At 36.1% G+C, this 16,642-nt stretch carries 9 protein-coding genes and 3 pseudogenes; 8 read left to right on the top strand and 4 right to left on the bottom strand.

Features of this window, described 5'->3' with window-relative positions:
* Positions 1–19: 19 nt before the first annotated feature.
* Positions 20–2,008 (top strand): ankyrin repeat domain-containing protein, encoded by a 1,989-nt coding sequence (locus NMD99_RS05865; RefSeq protein ID WP_309165864.1) that lies wholly within the window; start codon positions 20–22, stop codon positions 2,006–2,008.
* Positions 1,966–5,355: an ankyrin repeat domain-containing protein gene (locus tag NMD99_RS05860; protein WP_309165862.1), complete on the top strand. Its 3,390-nt coding sequence runs from the start codon at positions 1,966–1,968 to the stop codon at positions 5,353–5,355. Before NMD99_RS05865 ends, NMD99_RS05860 begins: the two co-directional genes overlap by 43 nt.
* A gap of 333 nt (positions 5,356–5,688) precedes the next feature.
* Here NMD99_RS05860 and NMD99_RS05855 read toward each other — a convergent pair.
* The 4 genes and pseudogenes from NMD99_RS05855 to NMD99_RS08030 form a co-directional block, all read right to left on the bottom strand.
* Positions 5,689–6,506 (bottom strand): annotated as a pseudogene (locus NMD99_RS05855) (Rpn family recombination-promoting nuclease/putative transposase).
* Positions 6,503–8,050, bottom strand: a complete 1,548-nt coding sequence (gene ltrA, locus NMD99_RS05850; protein WP_309165860.1) for a group II intron reverse transcriptase/maturase — start codon at positions 8,048–8,050, stop codon at positions 6,503–6,505. Before ltrA (NMD99_RS05850) ends, NMD99_RS05855 begins: the two are co-directional and overlap by 4 nt.
* Positions 8,047–8,325 (bottom strand): hypothetical protein, encoded by a 279-nt coding sequence (locus NMD99_RS05845; RefSeq protein ID WP_264377970.1) that lies wholly within the window; start codon positions 8,323–8,325, stop codon positions 8,047–8,049. The genes ltrA (NMD99_RS05850) and NMD99_RS05845 overlap by 4 nt, the downstream gene beginning before the upstream one ends.
* 357 nt (positions 8,326–8,682) lie before the next feature.
* Positions 8,683–8,925, bottom strand: a pseudogene (locus NMD99_RS08030) (PD-(D/E)XK nuclease family transposase); the annotation flags it as partial.
* A 556-nt stretch (positions 8,926–9,481) separates the two neighbouring features.
* On the opposite strand from NMD99_RS08030, the gene ltrA (NMD99_RS05835) reads away from it, so the two are divergent.
* The 6 genes and pseudogenes from ltrA (NMD99_RS05835) (at position 9,482) to wmk (NMD99_RS05810) (ending at position 16,591) form a co-directional block, all read left to right on the top strand.
* Positions 9,482–10,717, top strand: a complete 1,236-nt coding sequence (gene ltrA / locus NMD99_RS05835) for a group II intron reverse transcriptase/maturase (RefSeq protein WP_265016383.1) — start codon at positions 9,482–9,484, stop codon at positions 10,715–10,717.
* 474 nt (positions 10,718–11,191) lie between these two features.
* A complete protein-coding gene (locus NMD99_RS05830; protein ID WP_265016384.1) occupies positions 11,192–12,121 on the top strand; it encodes a hypothetical protein in 930 nt (309 codons plus the stop codon).
* Positions 12,122–12,133: 12 nt separating this feature from the next.
* Entirely contained in the window at positions 12,134–13,045 is a 912-nt protein-coding gene (gene wmk / locus NMD99_RS05825) for a WO male-killing family protein Wmk (protein WP_265016385.1), read from the top strand.
* Positions 13,046–13,206: 161 nt separating this feature from the next.
* Positions 13,207–13,887 (top strand): JAB domain-containing protein, encoded by a 681-nt coding sequence (locus tag NMD99_RS05820; protein WP_309165857.1) that lies wholly within the window; start codon positions 13,207–13,209, stop codon positions 13,885–13,887.
* A gap of 206 nt (positions 13,888–14,093) precedes the next feature.
* The gene (locus tag NMD99_RS05815; RefSeq protein ID WP_265016387.1) at positions 14,094–15,404 is read left to right on the top strand and encodes a hypothetical protein; all 1,311 of its coding nucleotides are present in this window, start codon (positions 14,094–14,096) and stop codon (positions 15,402–15,404) included.
* A gap of 355 nt (positions 15,405–15,759) precedes the next feature.
* Positions 15,760–16,591, top strand: a pseudogene (wmk, locus tag NMD99_RS05810) (WO male-killing family protein Wmk).
* Positions 16,592–16,642: the final 51 nt, after the last annotated feature.

Here is a 16,642-nt window from a genome sequence, read left to right as displayed (position 1 = left end):
TAAAAATAAAAACAGAGCAGTGCTTCATCAAAGTATATCTTATGACATTATCGATTTTGCTGAATTAAATGTAATGGATATTAATAGTATAAATATAAGGGAAGGTGAAAGGAATTATATAAACGAATGCTATAACAAACCAATTTCTGATCTTACGGAAGACAGTTTAGAGATACAAAATATTACAGTATTAGATAGTAATGGTATCAAATGGTCTTTATCTATTGGTTTAATTGATTACTTAAAAAGTCCAGAATATCAATATATTGTATTGCGGATAAACAATAAATTTTACAAAATCGATAGTGCAAATCTAGAACTTAAACATATAGAAACAAATCCTAATTTTTTCAGATATTACAAACCAGATGAACAAGGATTACAGATTTACCATAATCAGCCAATTAATAATAATGATATTGGTTTAGTCGATTTCAGAGATAATTCTATATTAGGTTTTGATGCAGAAGTTATTAATGATAGCTTAGTTCTATTACACAAAAATAATACTCTAATAAAAGTAGAGAATTGGAATACCTACCAGCCAGCAAGAGAGATGATATTTGCTTTTAACGATACAATGCTCTCTAACTCAAAATGCATAATTTCTACTTGTAACCCAGAGGATATTATAGGGGACCTTAATAAAGAAAAAGTGGTTGTATTAAAAAATCAGATGTTTAACGCTATAGTACAAAATAATATCAGTGAAGCTGAAAGAAAAATTAAAGCTATTGAAGGTAAAAGTGGATTAACACCTTTATACGTTGCTATTCAAGCAGGCAGATTGGACATAGTAGAAATTCTTTTTGATGGGAAGCATTTTAGTGTTAAAGATAAAGACATCTATGGTTGTAACCCTCTGCACTGGTCTGCTCAGCAAGGCAATTTGAATATAGCTAAGTTTCTTGTTGAGAAAGGTGCTGACATTGGAGCTAAAGATAAAAATGGTAGAACATCTCTTCGTATAGCTGCTTGCAATGGTAATCTAGATATGGTCAAATTCTTCCTTGATAAGAATGCTAGTATTGAAGCTAAAGGTAACGACCCATATAAGATGATGGGAGTAGTTGAGGGCGTAAAGAAGGAAATTATTAACCAAGCAGATACTGCACCTAATGTAAAAAGATGGGCAGAGTTTTTTGTAGAGAAGTTAAGATATTCAATAAAAAGTGTAGCAAAAGAGAAGCTAAAGGATGGCATGTTGCGTAATAGGTATAGTTCAGTTAATGAACTTGCTAATGAAATTTATAAATCAGATGGAAAGCTGTTTGATGATATAATTAAAGGAGTTATAAATGATGTGTATGGGAGGGTAGATACGAAAGAAACATTAAGTTATGTACGCAGTCATAATAATGCTGGTCAGCGTATATCAGGTTATGTAGCTGTGTTTGATGCAATGCAAAGAAATGATGATTTAAATAATAGTGCAATATTTAAGTTAGCTTACTCTATTAAAGAGGCAATGAGTTTTGATAAATATTCTAGTCTCGATTCAGAAAAAAGATCTGATCTTGAAAGGCTAAAAAGTAAATTACCAGAATCAGTAAAGAATATAGTATTTGCATCAAAAGTATGTATTAAAAATACTTATCAAAATGAATATTTATATGCTGCTGTTGATTGTTTTAATTATGACACAGAAAGGAGGAGAGCGTTTACTTGGGTTCCTGGGAAAAATGATAAACAAAGTGTGTGGAAGATTCAGCCTGATGGTGATAGCTTTCGTATAGTAAATGTTGAGTTTAATGAACATTTATATGCTGCTAGTAATTATTTTAATTATGATAATGATAATAGACGAATGGTATTTACTTGGATTCCAGGGGGACAAGTTACGCAAGGTGTATGGAAGATTGAGCCTAACGGTGATAAATGTAATATAAGGAATGTTAAGCATAATGAGTATTTGTATGCTGCTGATTATGCTAAATATGACAAAGATAGGAGAAGAGTATTTACTTGGGTTCCGGGGGCAAGGTTACACAAGGTGTATGGAGAATAGAAGATTGTGGATCTACTGTAAGAAAAGGTAGAAGTCAGGTTGAAGGTACAAGCGCTGTGGACAATACTGGTGGAGCTTTTAGTTTTAATCAAAGCCTAATAGAGCCTCCTGTTTGCAATATTTCTGTGAATAATCATTTTGAAGAAAGTGTTGATGTTAATTCAACAGATGAAAATGGTTGGACACCGCTACATTTAGCTGCATGGAAAGGTCAATTAGACAATGCTAGATTATTAATAGAGAAGGGAGCTGATATTAATGCTGAGAATATATTTGGTAGAAAACCTGTACATGTTGCTGCTGAAAGTAATAATACAAACATCATAGAGTTTTTTCTCAGTAAGGGAATGAACGTTGATGATACTGATAGGTATGGTAGAACGCCACTATACTGTGCTTCTTGGAATGGTCACTTAGGTGTAGTGAAGTACCTTGTAGAAAAGGGAGCTGACATTAATGCTCAGGACAAAGGTGGTGAGACATCGCTGGATGCTGCTACTGATCAAAAACATGACGATGTTGTAGGGTATTTAAAACAAGTGCAGCTAAATCAAGAATTACTTATTGCAGCACAATATGGTAATTTTGATGAAGTTAGAGATCTTGTAAGTCAAGGGGCTAGCTTGAATACTAAGTATAGTAATGGGATGACTGTTATGCATTCTGCTGCTTATGGTGGTAATCTGGATATAGTAAAATATTTTGTAGCAGATGCAAAAAATAGCTTAGAAATTAAAGATAATGGCAGTAGAGTTCCCCTGCACTATGCTGCTTACAATGGTAAGCTAGATGTGGTAAAGTATTTTATAGATGAGGAGAAAGTTGATGTTAATCTAAAAGATAGTGATGGGCAGACAGCATTGCACATGGCTTCTGGTGGCAGCCATCTGGATGTAGTGGAGTATCTTGCAAGCAAGGGAGCAGATATCAAAGCTAAAGATAAGGATGGTAAGACACCGCTAGATATCGCCATCGACCAAAAGCATGATAGCATCGTAAAATACTTAAAACAAGCTCAATTAAATGAGCAATTACTGGCTGCAGTAAAAGATAGTGATTTTAATGAAGTTCAAGGCCTTGTAAATCGAGGTGCTAACGTTAATGCTAAAGATAAAGATGGTAAAACCCCTCTACATTATGCTTCACAGTCTTATCATCGTTTAGGTATGGTAAAGTATCTTATAAGTAAAGGCGCTGGCATCGATGTCAAGGATAACAGTGGTGGAACTCCTGAAGATGAGGAATGTTATACTAATTCTGATACAATGATGAAAGTTTTTATGCAAGCACACTTAGATAAAGAATTGTTACTTACTGTAAAAAATGAAAAAGATCTAAAGACAATTAGTGATCTTATTGCGAAAGATATTGACGACAGAACGCATGGTGGGTTTTATTATACTTGGAGTGGTAATTTAGGTACAGTAGAGTTTCTTGTTAGTAAAGATGTGAGTGTTAATGCGACTGATAAATATGGCTGCACATTACTACACTGGGCTGCATTGAAAGGTCATTCAGATATTGCTAAGTTTTTAGTTGATAAGAGAGCTAATGTGAATGCTAAAGATATACTTGGCAGAACTCCTATGCACTTTGTTGTTATGAATAATCACAAGGATATTCAAGGTGTCTATGGTAGGGGACCTATGTATACTGCTGCTGAGAACAATGATAAAGAAATTATAGAACTTTTCCTCATGAAAGGAGCGGGTATTAATGAGGCTGATGGAAATGGCGAGACGCCACTACACTTGGCTTCTTGGGGTGGTCATTTAGATGTGCTGCAATATCTTATAAATAGTGGAGCTAATGTTGATACTAAAGATGATAGTGGTAAAACATCTCTAGACATTGCTAGAGATAAAGGACATAATAATGTTGTAGAGTACTTACAACAAACACAGTCAAGTCTAAATAGGCAATTGTTAGCTGCAGTGCAAGGTGGTGGTTTTAATGAAGCTAAAGGTCTCATTGCCAAGGGTGCTAACATTGATACTAAGGACGAGGACAGCAGTACACTACTGTATTCAGCTGCTGAAATAGGTGATTTAGATAGAATAAGGTTCCTTCTTGACAATGGTTCTAATATTGAAAGTAAAAATGGGGAATATCAAGCAACTCCTTTACATGGAGCAGTTGCAAACTACAGGCTAGATGCAGTCAAGTTACTTCTTAGTCATGATGCTAATGTTAATGCTGAAGACAAAGGTCATTGGACACCTTTACACTATGCTGCTGGCACCGATAGACTTGATATAGTGAAGTCTCTTGTAGATGCTGGTGCTAATCTTGGTGCTAAAGGTAATTACGGTAAAACACCACTAGATATTGCTAAAGATAAAGGACATAGTAGTATTGTGAACTATTTAAAAGAAAGACTCGAGGAAGAAAGATCTGCACGACGCGAACGCCGTCATTTGCCAAGTGAATCCCTAAATTCAGTAGCAAGTAGTGGCACAAGATCATCTTCATGGATAAATGGTTTGTGTGGTTGGGCAAAAGAAAAAGGTGGAAAATTGGCATCAGATTTAGTAAATGGGTTATACAGAGGTACAGCTAAAGAATTAAAAGATTCTAAACTTACAGATATTCAAATGGACTCAAGCAATCAATGGAAATCAAAACAGCCTAGCTATGATCAAGCACAAGAGATGGAATTTCAATATATGTCAAAGTATGATGCTCGTAAAAGTAATGATAAGAATGCCGGTGCCTACAGCAAAAAACGTGGCAATGACAGGCAAGCAAAACAACAATATGGAAGCAAAATGGGCAATGAGCAGAGTGTTAATCAATCGAGAGTTGTAGGTAATGAAAAACAGCAGAAGTTAGGAGTTTTACATAATGGACCAAAACCTACTTTATCTCACCATAGCAATAAAAATCATAGTTACTTTGATGGTCAACCTAAAAAAATTAGTGAAAGAAAGGAGCACATAGTAAATTATAAACGGTGTGATGACAGCTCCTATAAACATAGTAACCAACACAAACCAACGATTAGTGCAAACAATAAATGGTCTGAAAGGATTAGTAATGAGAGAATAGATAGTAGAAAAATGATAGGTGGTACAAATCAAAAACAACAAGGTTTTCATCAAAACCAGCAAAGTTCTCATAATTCTAAACATGCGCATTTAACAAGAGCTACGGCGCAAGTTGATGTACCAAGTACATTGTTTGCATTGAACATGTTGGCCATGAAAGCGACAAATCAGAAATTTAACAATACGCCATTACCTAAGAAAATTCAAAAGGGAATGCTGCATGCTGAAAAAGTTAGAGCTGAGGCTTTAGGAAGAAAAGTTGGAGAAAGAATTGAAGGTACTTTATGGTTTACCAAATAAGTAAAAAAGGATGTCACTCTTTTAACTCTTTAATTTTATCAGAAGGGAGATCAGTAGCAAGTTTGAGGGTTATAGATAGATAAAGTAGAAATTAGAGGTACAAGACTGAGATTAGGAAATAAGTGGTAATGTACTCTCCATGTTAACTTACAGTATGTATTTTTGATATGGAAGGCTGAATAGGAGGGTTTCGTTATGATAGTAATCTATGTAATTCTATGTGTAATCTTTATAGCTATTTTAGATAGTTCACTAGACTCTTGATTAGGGGTATGTCTAACTTAGGAAAGATTTTCATAAATGTTGAAAAGTGAAGTGAATAGGCTGGAATATTTATGCTTTTTCCCTGAGTTGTAAAATTTCAGAATGAGAGAGGCCGGTAATTTGAGCTATAACATCAATAGAAACACCGGCCTTAAGTGAGTTTTTGGCTACAGATATTTTAGCTTGTTTTTCGCCCTCTTCCTCCCTTTTTCTGCACCAATTTTGATACCGCGTTCTTCACCAATTAAGATGCCTTCTTGTCTACCTTTTTGAGTAGCATCATCGAGTTTTTGAGCAAGAATAGCCTTTTCATCAAGAATACGCTTGATCTCTTGTTCATAGGCAATAAATTCTTTTTCTGACCAGTTGAACCTATTTAGTTCTTCATATGCTCTTTTAATTATTAGATCACTTCCTATTATTCTCTCTAGCTCTTCTTCACTAGTTTCATCTGCATATCTAAAGAAGTAGACCCATTTTTCAACTATACTTGAAAGCTGATCTTCTTTGGTTTTTGGAAATTTAGGCAACTCAATAAATATAAAGTAAAAATCTTTTAGATCATGTTCATTAGTATCTTCATCGCGAATAGTATGCTTTGATTTGTACTCAGACTTATCAGGGAATAAAATACAATCTGCTATAGCAATAAAGATAATTTCCTTAAGGTCATGGTATTGATCACCTTTATCAGCCTGTCTTGAATAAGCTTTGGCAGCATAGTATTGTGCACGTTTTTCAAAGCCCTTAGTTTTAGCGAGCTGGTCAGGTAAGGAAGCAGTATTACTACTACTCCCTCCCTTAGAAACGCAGCATGCAGGTTTCCCCACACTACGCTTGAGCCCCTTATCTAAGTTCTTCTTTTCTCGAACCGGCTTGTCTTTCATAAATCCTCAGAATACATCAACTTTAGTGGTGACACTAACAGTAGAGAACCTTCTCTTGAAAAGGAGCTTGCTAACATTCTTGTTCGTTTCACTCTCTCATCAAAATACTTTTTCCATTTTAAGTCAAGGGGATTTGCATCCGCTCTGATTTTAACATGTCGTCTGATAGGTATATCAATCAGCTTAAGCAGTCTTAAATACCGTATCTCTTTTGGTTTGTTCTTGCATATGGGTGCAGCAAAAACCCATTGTCGTTGACCCATTACTTTGAAGTAACGATTCTTTATCCAACGTAATCCTTTACGAGGATGTCTTTTCTTTGCCCATTTCCATAAACTATGCCAAATTTCATTGTCGATTTTTCTAAACGCTTTTTTAGCACACACATGGTGATAGTAATTTCCCCATCCTCTCAGTAGAGAGTTAAGTGACTTAATTACTATAGCCTGAGTGTTCGCTATATTTGCTTTTATCAATGTACGTGCTTTATTAAGAAGTTTTTTAATACTTTCTTTCGAAGGTTTAATAATTAACTTCTTATTATATCTACGTACATTACAACCAAGAAAGTCAAACCCTGTTGTAATAAATGTAATCTTTGTCTTCTCTTCTGACAGAGCTAGACCTCTCTCATGAAGGAAAGATGATACTAATGGCTTAACTTCATTTTCCAGTAGTTCATGTGTAAAACCTGAAATAATAAAGTCATCTGCATACCTGATTACATTCACTCCACTTCTGATTTTTCCTCTTCTTTTGCTACCTAATTTACCAAAGCGACTTTCTAATAACTGTTCAAGACCATCTAAGGTAAAGTTAGCTAGTATTGGAGAAATTATACCTCCTTGCGGAGTGCCAGCAGTTGTGGGATACAAGGTTTTTGACTCTAGGAAACCAGCCTTTAACCAACTATGCAGAATTTTCTTCTCCATAGGAATATGCTTCATAAGCCATTCATGGTTAATGTTGTCAAAGCACCCTTTGATATCACCTTCTAGTATCCATTGTGGTCGATTGCGTCTTGCCAGTAATAAGTGACAAGCAGCAATAGCATCCACGCAGGATCTTTTAGGTCTAAAGCCATAGGAGTGACGGTCGCTGATCGTTTCAGATACTGGCTCCAGGGCAAACAGATATAATGCTTGCATGGCTCTATCTTTTATCGTTGGTATTCCAAGAGGTCTTCTTTTGCCATTAGATTTACTGATATAAATCCGTTTTAGCGGAGAAGGTTTATATCCTCTTTGCTTTAACTGCTTTATTCCTTGAAATTTAGCATTGCAAGTTAACCACAGTTGACGATCTACACCTGCCGTGTTTTTTCCTTGGTTTTCAGTTACTCTTTTAACAGCTAAAGCTTTGCTGCTAAAGGAGCGTGTGAGAAGACGCTGTAAAGCTTTTACCTTACCCCATCTTCCCTGTTGGACAGCCTTAACAATACGTCTTTGTAGCCTTATAACAACTTTTTGGCACTTCCTCCATGGCAATTGTTTCCATGCTTCGGAGTTGTCGGTAGGTGCACTTACAGTTTTATCTGTAATCATCTGCTTTCCTCCCTTAAGTGGTTAACAAAGTTTCTTGTCACGAGGGACCAAATGGAAGTCTGCTCGTTTTCACGCGAATTAATGTTACAAATTCTATCCATTTCGTTACAAAATGGCATTCGCTTTCTCCATTCTCCTTTACCTGCACTTTCATCAGCATTCCTTGCGGTTTGCTTGCCATGTAGGCAAAAATACAGGTTTACCCTGTTCCTTCTGTCATACAATAGTAGGTTAGGTGACTTCTCTATACCGGTGGAGTTATTATTTGCGTACATCTAGAAATGAAAAATGTAACTTATCCACATTATCTTTTGGTCAGAGCTTATCAGCATCTTTAGCTCCTTAATCATTACGATACTTATGAAGCTTCACTTACGTTCACCATACCACTAGCCTAGCCCTCCAACCACATGATGCTTGTAGTTTATGCTCCTCTCACGATTGAGCATCTTCTTTTCAAGAGGAGGTTCATTGTCCGCATCGCTTGTCACCAACCGGTTGCCCGATTCGCACTGATGCGTAGACTCAGATGGCAAAACATCTGGTTTAATAAGTTTTAGAATTCTTTCAGTTTCTTTCTGAATGAATTCCTCTCCTTTTAAACAATATGACCGAAGACTTTCAGGTCGCACCATCTCAATTATTGTTTTGACGCCTGTAGAATCAACACAGAGAACATCAACAATGCTTTGCTTTTGAGAGGCAATGACAGGGTCTTGAATGGGACTGAGAAAGGAGACATCTTTAATCTTGTTGTCATCGGTAAGACCTAGTATATCATTAAGAAAGTGAATAAGAATATCTTTATTTTTTTCAGTACCAAGTGCGTCCAGAGAAGGCAAGTATTGTTCAGTAGGAGATAGACCTACCAGGATAAAAGTCGGAATCCTGTAGCTTGGGTAGCAGCATGGAGGGAAACCAAAATGTTGAAGCCTACCGACAACATTATCGTAGGATAATGGCGAATTACCAGGCCGTAGCGAAAGCGAATACACAGATTGCCTCGAAAGGAATATTCTGAAGGTCGAGCCATCTTGGTACTGGCGAAGACAGAATAGACCAGACGAAAAACGAATGAAACGATTGGTCTACTTCAGCGGGGTGTTAGTAACGGCATGGCAATGAGGACATACAAAGCAACTGGAGAAGCCCTCCTCATCCCAAGGAGAAATACCTTGGAGAGGTAGGTTCTATAACTGGAAAACAGGAAGTGAACTGAAGATGAGAGGGTGGCGGATGGGTGCGTAGTAGTGAAGAAGTGAGGTAACGCTCATGGAGCAAAGACACCCTGCTAGTAGAAGTCTTTTAACAAAAGGAAGGTAAAGGTAAAAATGATAAAAATGCCAATAAAATTACAAGACCTGAGAAGAAATCAAAGCGAAAGCAGAACCGGAATGGCGATTCTGGGGAATCTATGTTCACGTCTGCAAGATGGAGACACTGGAAGAAGCATATAAGCTAACAAAGAAGAGTAATGGGGCACCAGGAATAGATGGGATGACATTCGAATCGATAGAGGCAGAAGGCTTAGAAAAGTATCTTCAACAAATAAGACACGAACTAATAACCAAGACCTATAGCCCAAATAGGAACCGGAGGAAGGAAATACCAAAATCTGGAGGAAAATTCAGAAAGTTGAACATACCCTGCATCCGGGATAGAATAGTGCAAACAGCACTGAAGCTAATACTTGAACCGATATTCGAATCAGACTTCCAAAAAGGATCATACGGGTATAGACCTAAGCGTAATGCGCATGAAGCAGTACAAAAAGTAACGGAAGCAGCAATCAAAGGCAATACAAAAGTAATTGACGTAGATCTGAAATCCTACTTCGACAATGTGCGACATCATATTCTGATGGAAAAGATTGCCAAAAGAATAAATGACAAAGAAAACATGCGCATGATTAAGCTAATCCTCAAAACAGGAGGAAAACGAGGAATAGCACAAGGATCACCACTTTCGCCACTACTAAGCAATATATACCTAAATGAGGTAGATAAAATGTTGGAGAAAGCAAAAGAGGTGACCAAAGAAGGAAAGTACCAACGTATGGAATATGCCAGATGGGCAGACGATTTAGTGATACTGATTAGTGAACACCCGAAACGGGAATGGCTAGAAAGAGCAGTATACAGAAGGTTGGAAGAAGAATTAGCAAAACTAGAAGTGAGCGTAAATGAAGAAAAGACAAAAGTCATCAACCTAAAGAAAGGAGAAACATTTAGCTTCCTAGGGTTTGATTTTCAAGAGAATATCACAAGACAAGGAAAGTGGAATGTCAGGAAAACACCGCAGATGAAAGCACGAACAAACCTGCTACGCAAGTTGAAGGAAATATTTCGGCGCTATAAATCGCAACCGATAAAAAGAGTGATACATGACATCAATCCGATATTGAGAGGGTGGGTAAACTACTTTAGGATAGGGAACTCTGGTCGAAAGTTCAATTACGTAAAACATTGGGTGGAAAAGAAGGTAAGACGCAACTTAATGCGAGCCAGGAAAGCAAAGAAAGGGTTTGGGTGGAAGAAGTGGAGTAGCGAATGGATATACAAAACGCTGGGTCTATATTCAGACTACAGAATAAGGTATTACAAACCGAAAGCATCACCAGTACAATATGTTATAAACTTTGGTAAAGAATCTGCTAGGAAAGCGTAGTGCGGATGCTGCGTTTGACGAGGCGGGAGCTGGAAACGTTAACATGGGAATTTGGATTGAGGCCTATTGTGAAAACAATGGATCAGCCACCAAACCCTAAAGTAGGCGCGCCAGTTCTCGACCCTACAGATACGGCGAAAGGCGACATCATTCTTCGGATCGAGAAACTTAGAAAGAGCCATAACGAACTAACCTAAAAAGCATTAATAATTATACACAATTCTGAAGAAATGTTCAAGTTTTTTAAGTTTTGAATGCGTTAAAAACGGCTGTCAGAGATCATCTTAGAATAGCATTCTCTACTTTAGACGTCCCTTTTTTATCAACCCTTCTGTAAAGTATCTTAAAAGGCTAGTAAATGGATGCCATGAGTTTAGCAGTCTCAGAGATACCTATTTTAGATATGAGCCTACAAGTTTACTTTCAATTAAAAATTCTATAATATAGCGTGAGCATTTTCAACAAAACGCGCGTATGTTAGTACAACTTCTATCTAAAGCTTCCAAGCAACTAAAGGAGCATTGTGCATTATTAAGTAGCGAGGAAAAACAAAGTCTTTATAGCGAGGTGCTAAATGAAGTTAAAAATACACCTAGAAATTCAAGAGGCGGTATAGATCAGCTAAAGAAGTTGAGTAAAGTGGCTGTTGCGATAGAAGAAACTATTGATAGTAAGTTACTAGAAAAGTTTAACGATGGTCATCCATTAAGAGAAGTTAATATTGCAATCTATGCTCCTGAAGAAGCTAAGAACTACTTATTTAGCTTAAGTGATTCATCGGAACTGTATGATTTGAAAGAGGATAGAGAAAAAGCAATTTATCAGGCGATCAAATCAAACGATAGAGAGTTAGTGAAACATTTGCTGATGATCCTTACGTCAGGTGATATAGAGATTGAATTTTTTAAGGAATTAGAGACGTTGCTGTCGGAAATATATGAAGAATTAAAGGAAAAATTATCGCAGGATATGAAAAATTATCTAGAAAAAAATATAAGTTTAAAACGTTTTGTGTGTAATAATGTTGACGTATTAATAGCAAAGCCTGTTGATATAAGAGCAATGATAAACCTATTTATAGTTCAATCTGGAGTAAATTATAAAATAGATGAGTTATTGCTAATTAAAATAGCAGAAGGCTTAGAAGAAGGAGAATTACGCTCACAAATAAATCAGATGATAGAGACGCTAAAAAAACATGAAAGGTTTGTAGAATTGGAATATAAAGTAAGAAGATTAAAATCAGAACTTGCAAGTGGAGAAGAGCAAGCTGAAGCTATGAAGTCTAGCATAGAAGAACGAGAAAGAGAAATGAAAGAGATTGGGAACAAAAGCGACCAAGTAATAAGGGAAAGAGAGAAGTTATTATCAAGATTGAGCAATAATGCAAATAGAAGACATTAGTGGGCAAACGGTTTGAGGAGTGATGGCAGAGGCTACGGTTCTTTAGACTACAAAGTAGGGCAGAAAGTAAGGAGTTGTAGGCTAGCGAAGAAATATACTCAAGAGGATTTGGCAAGTAAAATTGGTACAAAATATCAGGTCATACTACAATATGAAAAAGGAACACGTAGAATTTCAATTAAGAAGTTATATGCATTGGCAGAAGCATTATCGACAAGTGCTAGAGATCTAGTTTCAACAGTATCAAAAAGGTATTTTGAAAATGAGGGAGAAGAGATATTAAATCTGGTAAGAAGACATAAAGAGATTAAGGATCAAGAATTACGCGAGATATTTTATTTATTAACCAAATTCATCCGTATTAGTGAGGAAAGAAGTGGAAAAGCGGTGAAAATAGAAGTAGCAAGGGGTTTAGTTAAAGAAGGAGTTTCTGTTGATGTTATCTCTCGAACAACCAATTTATCTATTGGTGAATATGAAGAGAAGAAGATTTTTATTCCGTACAAGGTAGGTCAAAGAATAAAAGAGTGGAGGTTGAGACGAGGATACACTCAGGAAGATTTAGCAAACAAAGTGGGCATAACAAATCAAAGAATATATGAATATGAACAAGGGCGAGCTGCTGTTTCACTTGAAATGTTGGATGAAATAGCAAAGGTGTTATCAATTAGTATCGTAGATTTACTTCCCGAAACAACAGAAAATGAAGATGGGGGAGAAAATGAGCTATCAAATTTGATAGAAGAATACAAAAAGATTGAGAGTCAGGAATTACGCCATGTACTAATCGAATCTTTATTTGAAGGCATACGTGTTTGTAGGGAAAAGGTTAGAAAAGCAAAGAAGATCGAAGTTGCAAAGAATCTAGTTAAAGAAGGAATTTCTGTTGATATTATCTTACAAACGACTGGCCATAAGTTTTAAATAAGATATTAATATCTTTTATATTTTCATAAAAAAAATAAACGAAAAAAATTGAAAAATTGATTTGACTTCACCCGGAACCTATGGCTTTATGCCAATACTGCTAAAAAAACAGCAGTAAATATTTAAAAAAAATTTATTATTAGTGAAGGATATATTATATGAATAACAAGAATAAAAGTAAAGATCGTAGAGAAGAAATAGAGTTTAGAGCATTGGTAAGCAAAGGAAATGCTTTACTAGATCATGAAATAATAGAAACGTTTCTGAGTGGAGCGCATGATGGGGTCGAAGCTCGTGTTATTGCTGAAAGGCTAATGGATCGTTTTAAAGGAATAGGAAAGATTTCAAGTCTGGAAATAGATGACCTGAAAACTATAGAAGGGGTAAACGACTCTACAGTTACAGCAATTTTATGTCTTAAGGAAGCTTTAAAGAGGGTGCCGAGAGAAGAATTAAAGAAAGGCCCTGTAATAGGTGGTAACTTAGAAAAGCTCGTAGAATATTTAAAGGCATGTATAGGGCACTTAGAAAAGGAATGTACAATAATAATATATTTGGATCAAAAGTTCCATTTAATAGGGGAAACAGTGTATGTTGGTAAAATGGATAGTGTACCTATTTGCATACATGAAGTGGCAAGAAAAGCAATAATAGAAAAAGCAAAGTTAATGATAATGTCGCACAACCACCCATGCGGAAGTGTAAAGCCATCTGATGAGGATCTAGCTGTAACTAAAAAATTGGCTAAAGCTTGTGAGACTATAGAGATTAGGTTATATGACCACATTATCATTACAAGTGCAAGTCATTTTAGTCTTAAGAAAGAAGGACTGTTATAGCATCCGAAAAGAAGAAATGAGCAGCTGTTCCAAAGCAAAAGATAGCTGCTCTGAATCTTAAAAGTCTTTTGTGATCAAGACTTGAATAATATTTGCAAGTACATTAATTACGCTTTATAATTAATGAGAAAGCATACATCTAGTTAACAATAAAGAAATAAAGCTCGGTGTAAACTTAGAAAGTATTTTAAATAGCGGAGGCTAATATGAGTAATAAAATAATTGTACCTTTTAATGATAAAGAGGGAAATACTTACGAATTAAACATTGATCTTGACGTATTGTCGAAGGATAATAGCATATCTAAAGCTATTGTAGGCATCTTTAAGAAAAACCAGCAGTCTATCCCTGCAGGCGATGATCTTAGCAAATTACCGGAGATATTAGATGCTATTGCTGGAAAGAAAAACCTGTTGTCCGCCTTTTCAAGTAAAACGACTAATAAGAAGGCTAAGAACCTTGAAAGTAAAAAGCCTTCTTCTCAAGATGGTCGTGACAAACCAAGCAACTCGGAAGAAGGACTTAATAATCATTATAGCAGACAAGGTCGTTCAAGGAAATCAAATCCATTTATCTCACCGCTGCAAAAAATAGAGCCAAGTTGGGATGAAAATGAGAAGTTGAACCGGTTTAAAAATGCAGTAATAAAAGCAGAAAACATAAATGAAGTGGTTGAAGCCTTAAAACAAGCAATAGGTAAAGGAGTAAGGATGAATGCATATTATGATGGACAGCGTAGTTTTGCTGATATCGTGATGTGTAAAATACTTTCGAACCAATTCACAAAAGATGAGCAGGAAAAGATTGTGGGTGCATTAATGCTGAGAGGCGCAACATTTAGTTACGATCTGTTAAAGGATAAACTCGCAAGTGAAATTTACAGCAAACTGCAACCAAATATTCAACCGCAGATAGATGGGCAACTTCAAAAACTGAAAGAAGCTGGTGAAAATGCTGTTCAAGGAGGAAGCGTAGAGGAGGTAGAAATAGATAATGATACATTTTATATGAAATTTTCTAAGAATAGCACAGTGGAGCCTGCAAAAGTAATAGAAGGTACAAGCAATTTAGGTCTAAACAAAGGATGGGTAGAATCTGGAGGTTACATCATAAAAATAGACAATGGAGAAATTGAAGTAAGAAGCGAGAAAGGAGGTGCAAGAAATTACATTGATGTATCAGATAATAGCGATTTTCAAATGACGCTTCATTCAAGCCTTGGAGAGCTAAAAATTAGATTGTGCCACGATGCAAAAAATTACGGTCAAGTGCAAGTAATAGTAGAAGACAAAGAAACGTGGGAGAAATTACAAGAAGAAGGAGGAGAAATAATGGAAAATTGTCTGTTAGGAGGAAAGACGGTCGAAAAGGCAATAAGAGAAGGAGGTTTCACACGGTGTGGCATATGGAGTGAAAAGAGGGCCACAGAAGAAATAAAGGCAGTTAGCAAGAATGAAACATTGTCGTGGGTGGATAGAGTACATGGGGGTAGTAAAGCAACCTCTGTGGAACGTTAAACAACTGAATTCCTTCTCCACTTACAACGATTACTTAAAAAGAGTGGAGAAGGAAGTTTTTAATTTTTATAAGATGTATACGTAGAAAAAAGTTTACAGTAGAATTTAAGGTGAGAGCTGTAGAACTAGCTAAAAAATCGGAGATGCCAATAACAGGGACAGCAAGAAAGCTAGGTTAGTGGATTAGGGCGATGGATAAAAGAGTATAAAAAAGCTCTAAGATTAGCTTCCGAGCGCTTACCTCTTTCTTGGCCGATTTGCATGTCTTAAGTTTTTGCAGTTAAAAGTTAAGGAAGAACTTTAATAAAATCTTAGAACAGGATATATATTTGTTTTAAAGTTCGTGTAAAAAAGAGTGGCTCCTGATTCTATAAACTACAGAGTAAGGCAAGAAGTAAGAAATTGTAGGTTAAAGCAAGGATATACTCAGAAGGATCTAGCGAATAAAATCGGTGTAAAGTACTGGCTAATATTGCAATACGAAAAAGGTGGACGTAGAATTCCAATTAAAAAATTATATGCCATAGCAGAAGCATTATCAGTTAGTGTTAAAGATCTAGTTTCCGGACAAGCAGTATCAAAAAGTTATCTTGAAGGAGAAGAGATAGCAAGAAGATATAAAGAGATTAAGAGTCAAGAATTACGCAAAATATTTTACTTATTAACAAAATTCATCCGGGTTAATGAAGAAAGTAGTGGAAAAGCAGTGAAAGTGGAAAAGGGGTTAGAAGGAGTTTCTGTTTCGCGCTTATCTATTGGTGAATATGAGGAGAAAAAAATTCCTATTCCATACAAGGTAGGGCAAAGGATAAAAAAGTGGAGGTTGAGACGAGGATACACCCAAGAAGATTTAGCGAATAAAATCGGGGTGATAACAAACCAAGGAATATACGAATATGAACAAGGACGAGCTGCTGTTTCACTTGAAACATTAGATGAAATAGCAAAGGCATTATCAATTAGTATCATAGATCTACTTCCCGAATCGACAGAAGATGAGGTAGAGCTATCAAATTTAATAGAAGAATACAAAAAGATTGAGAGTCAAGAATTACGCCGCATACTAATAGAATCTTTATTTGAAGGCATACGGGTTTGCGAAGAAAAGGTTAGAGAAGCAAAAAATTGCAAAGAGTCTAGTTAAAGAAGGGGTTTCTGATCTCGCAAACGGCTGGTTTATCTGTTAAAATTTTTATAGTAAAATAGTCTAGCGTGCTGTATATATAGGTTTGTTTCTG

Origin of the sequence: Wolbachia endosymbiont of Listronotus oregonensis (genome assembly GCF_031205055.1) — a bacterium.
Classification (GTDB): domain Bacteria; phylum Pseudomonadota; class Alphaproteobacteria; order Rickettsiales; family Anaplasmataceae; genus Wolbachia.
Note: the sequence above shows the minus strand (reverse complement) of the source record. Positions and strands in the feature narration are given on the sequence as shown.

Excerpts from the sequence above, each read along its gene's own strand:
- ltrA (WP_309165860.1), bottom strand. The coding sequence starts at position 8,050 with ATGATTACAGATAAAACTGTAAGTGCACCTACCGACAACTCCGAAGCA.
- ltrA (WP_265016383.1), top strand. The coding sequence starts at position 9,482 with ATGGAGACACTGGAAGAAGCATATAAGCTAACAAAGAAGAGTAATGGG.
- NMD99_RS05820 (WP_309165857.1), top strand. The coding sequence starts at position 13,207 with ATGAATAACAAGAATAAAAGTAAAGATCGTAGAGAAGAAATAGAGTTT.
- NMD99_RS05830 (WP_265016384.1), top strand. The coding sequence starts at position 11,192 with ATGTTAGTACAACTTCTATCTAAAGCTTCCAAGCAACTAAAGGAGCAT.
- NMD99_RS05845 (WP_264377970.1), bottom strand. The coding sequence starts at position 8,325 with ATGTACGCAAATAATAACTCCACCGGTATAGAGAAGTCACCTAACCTA.
- NMD99_RS05815 (WP_265016387.1), top strand. The coding sequence starts at position 14,094 with ATGAGTAATAAAATAATTGTACCTTTTAATGATAAAGAGGGAAATACT.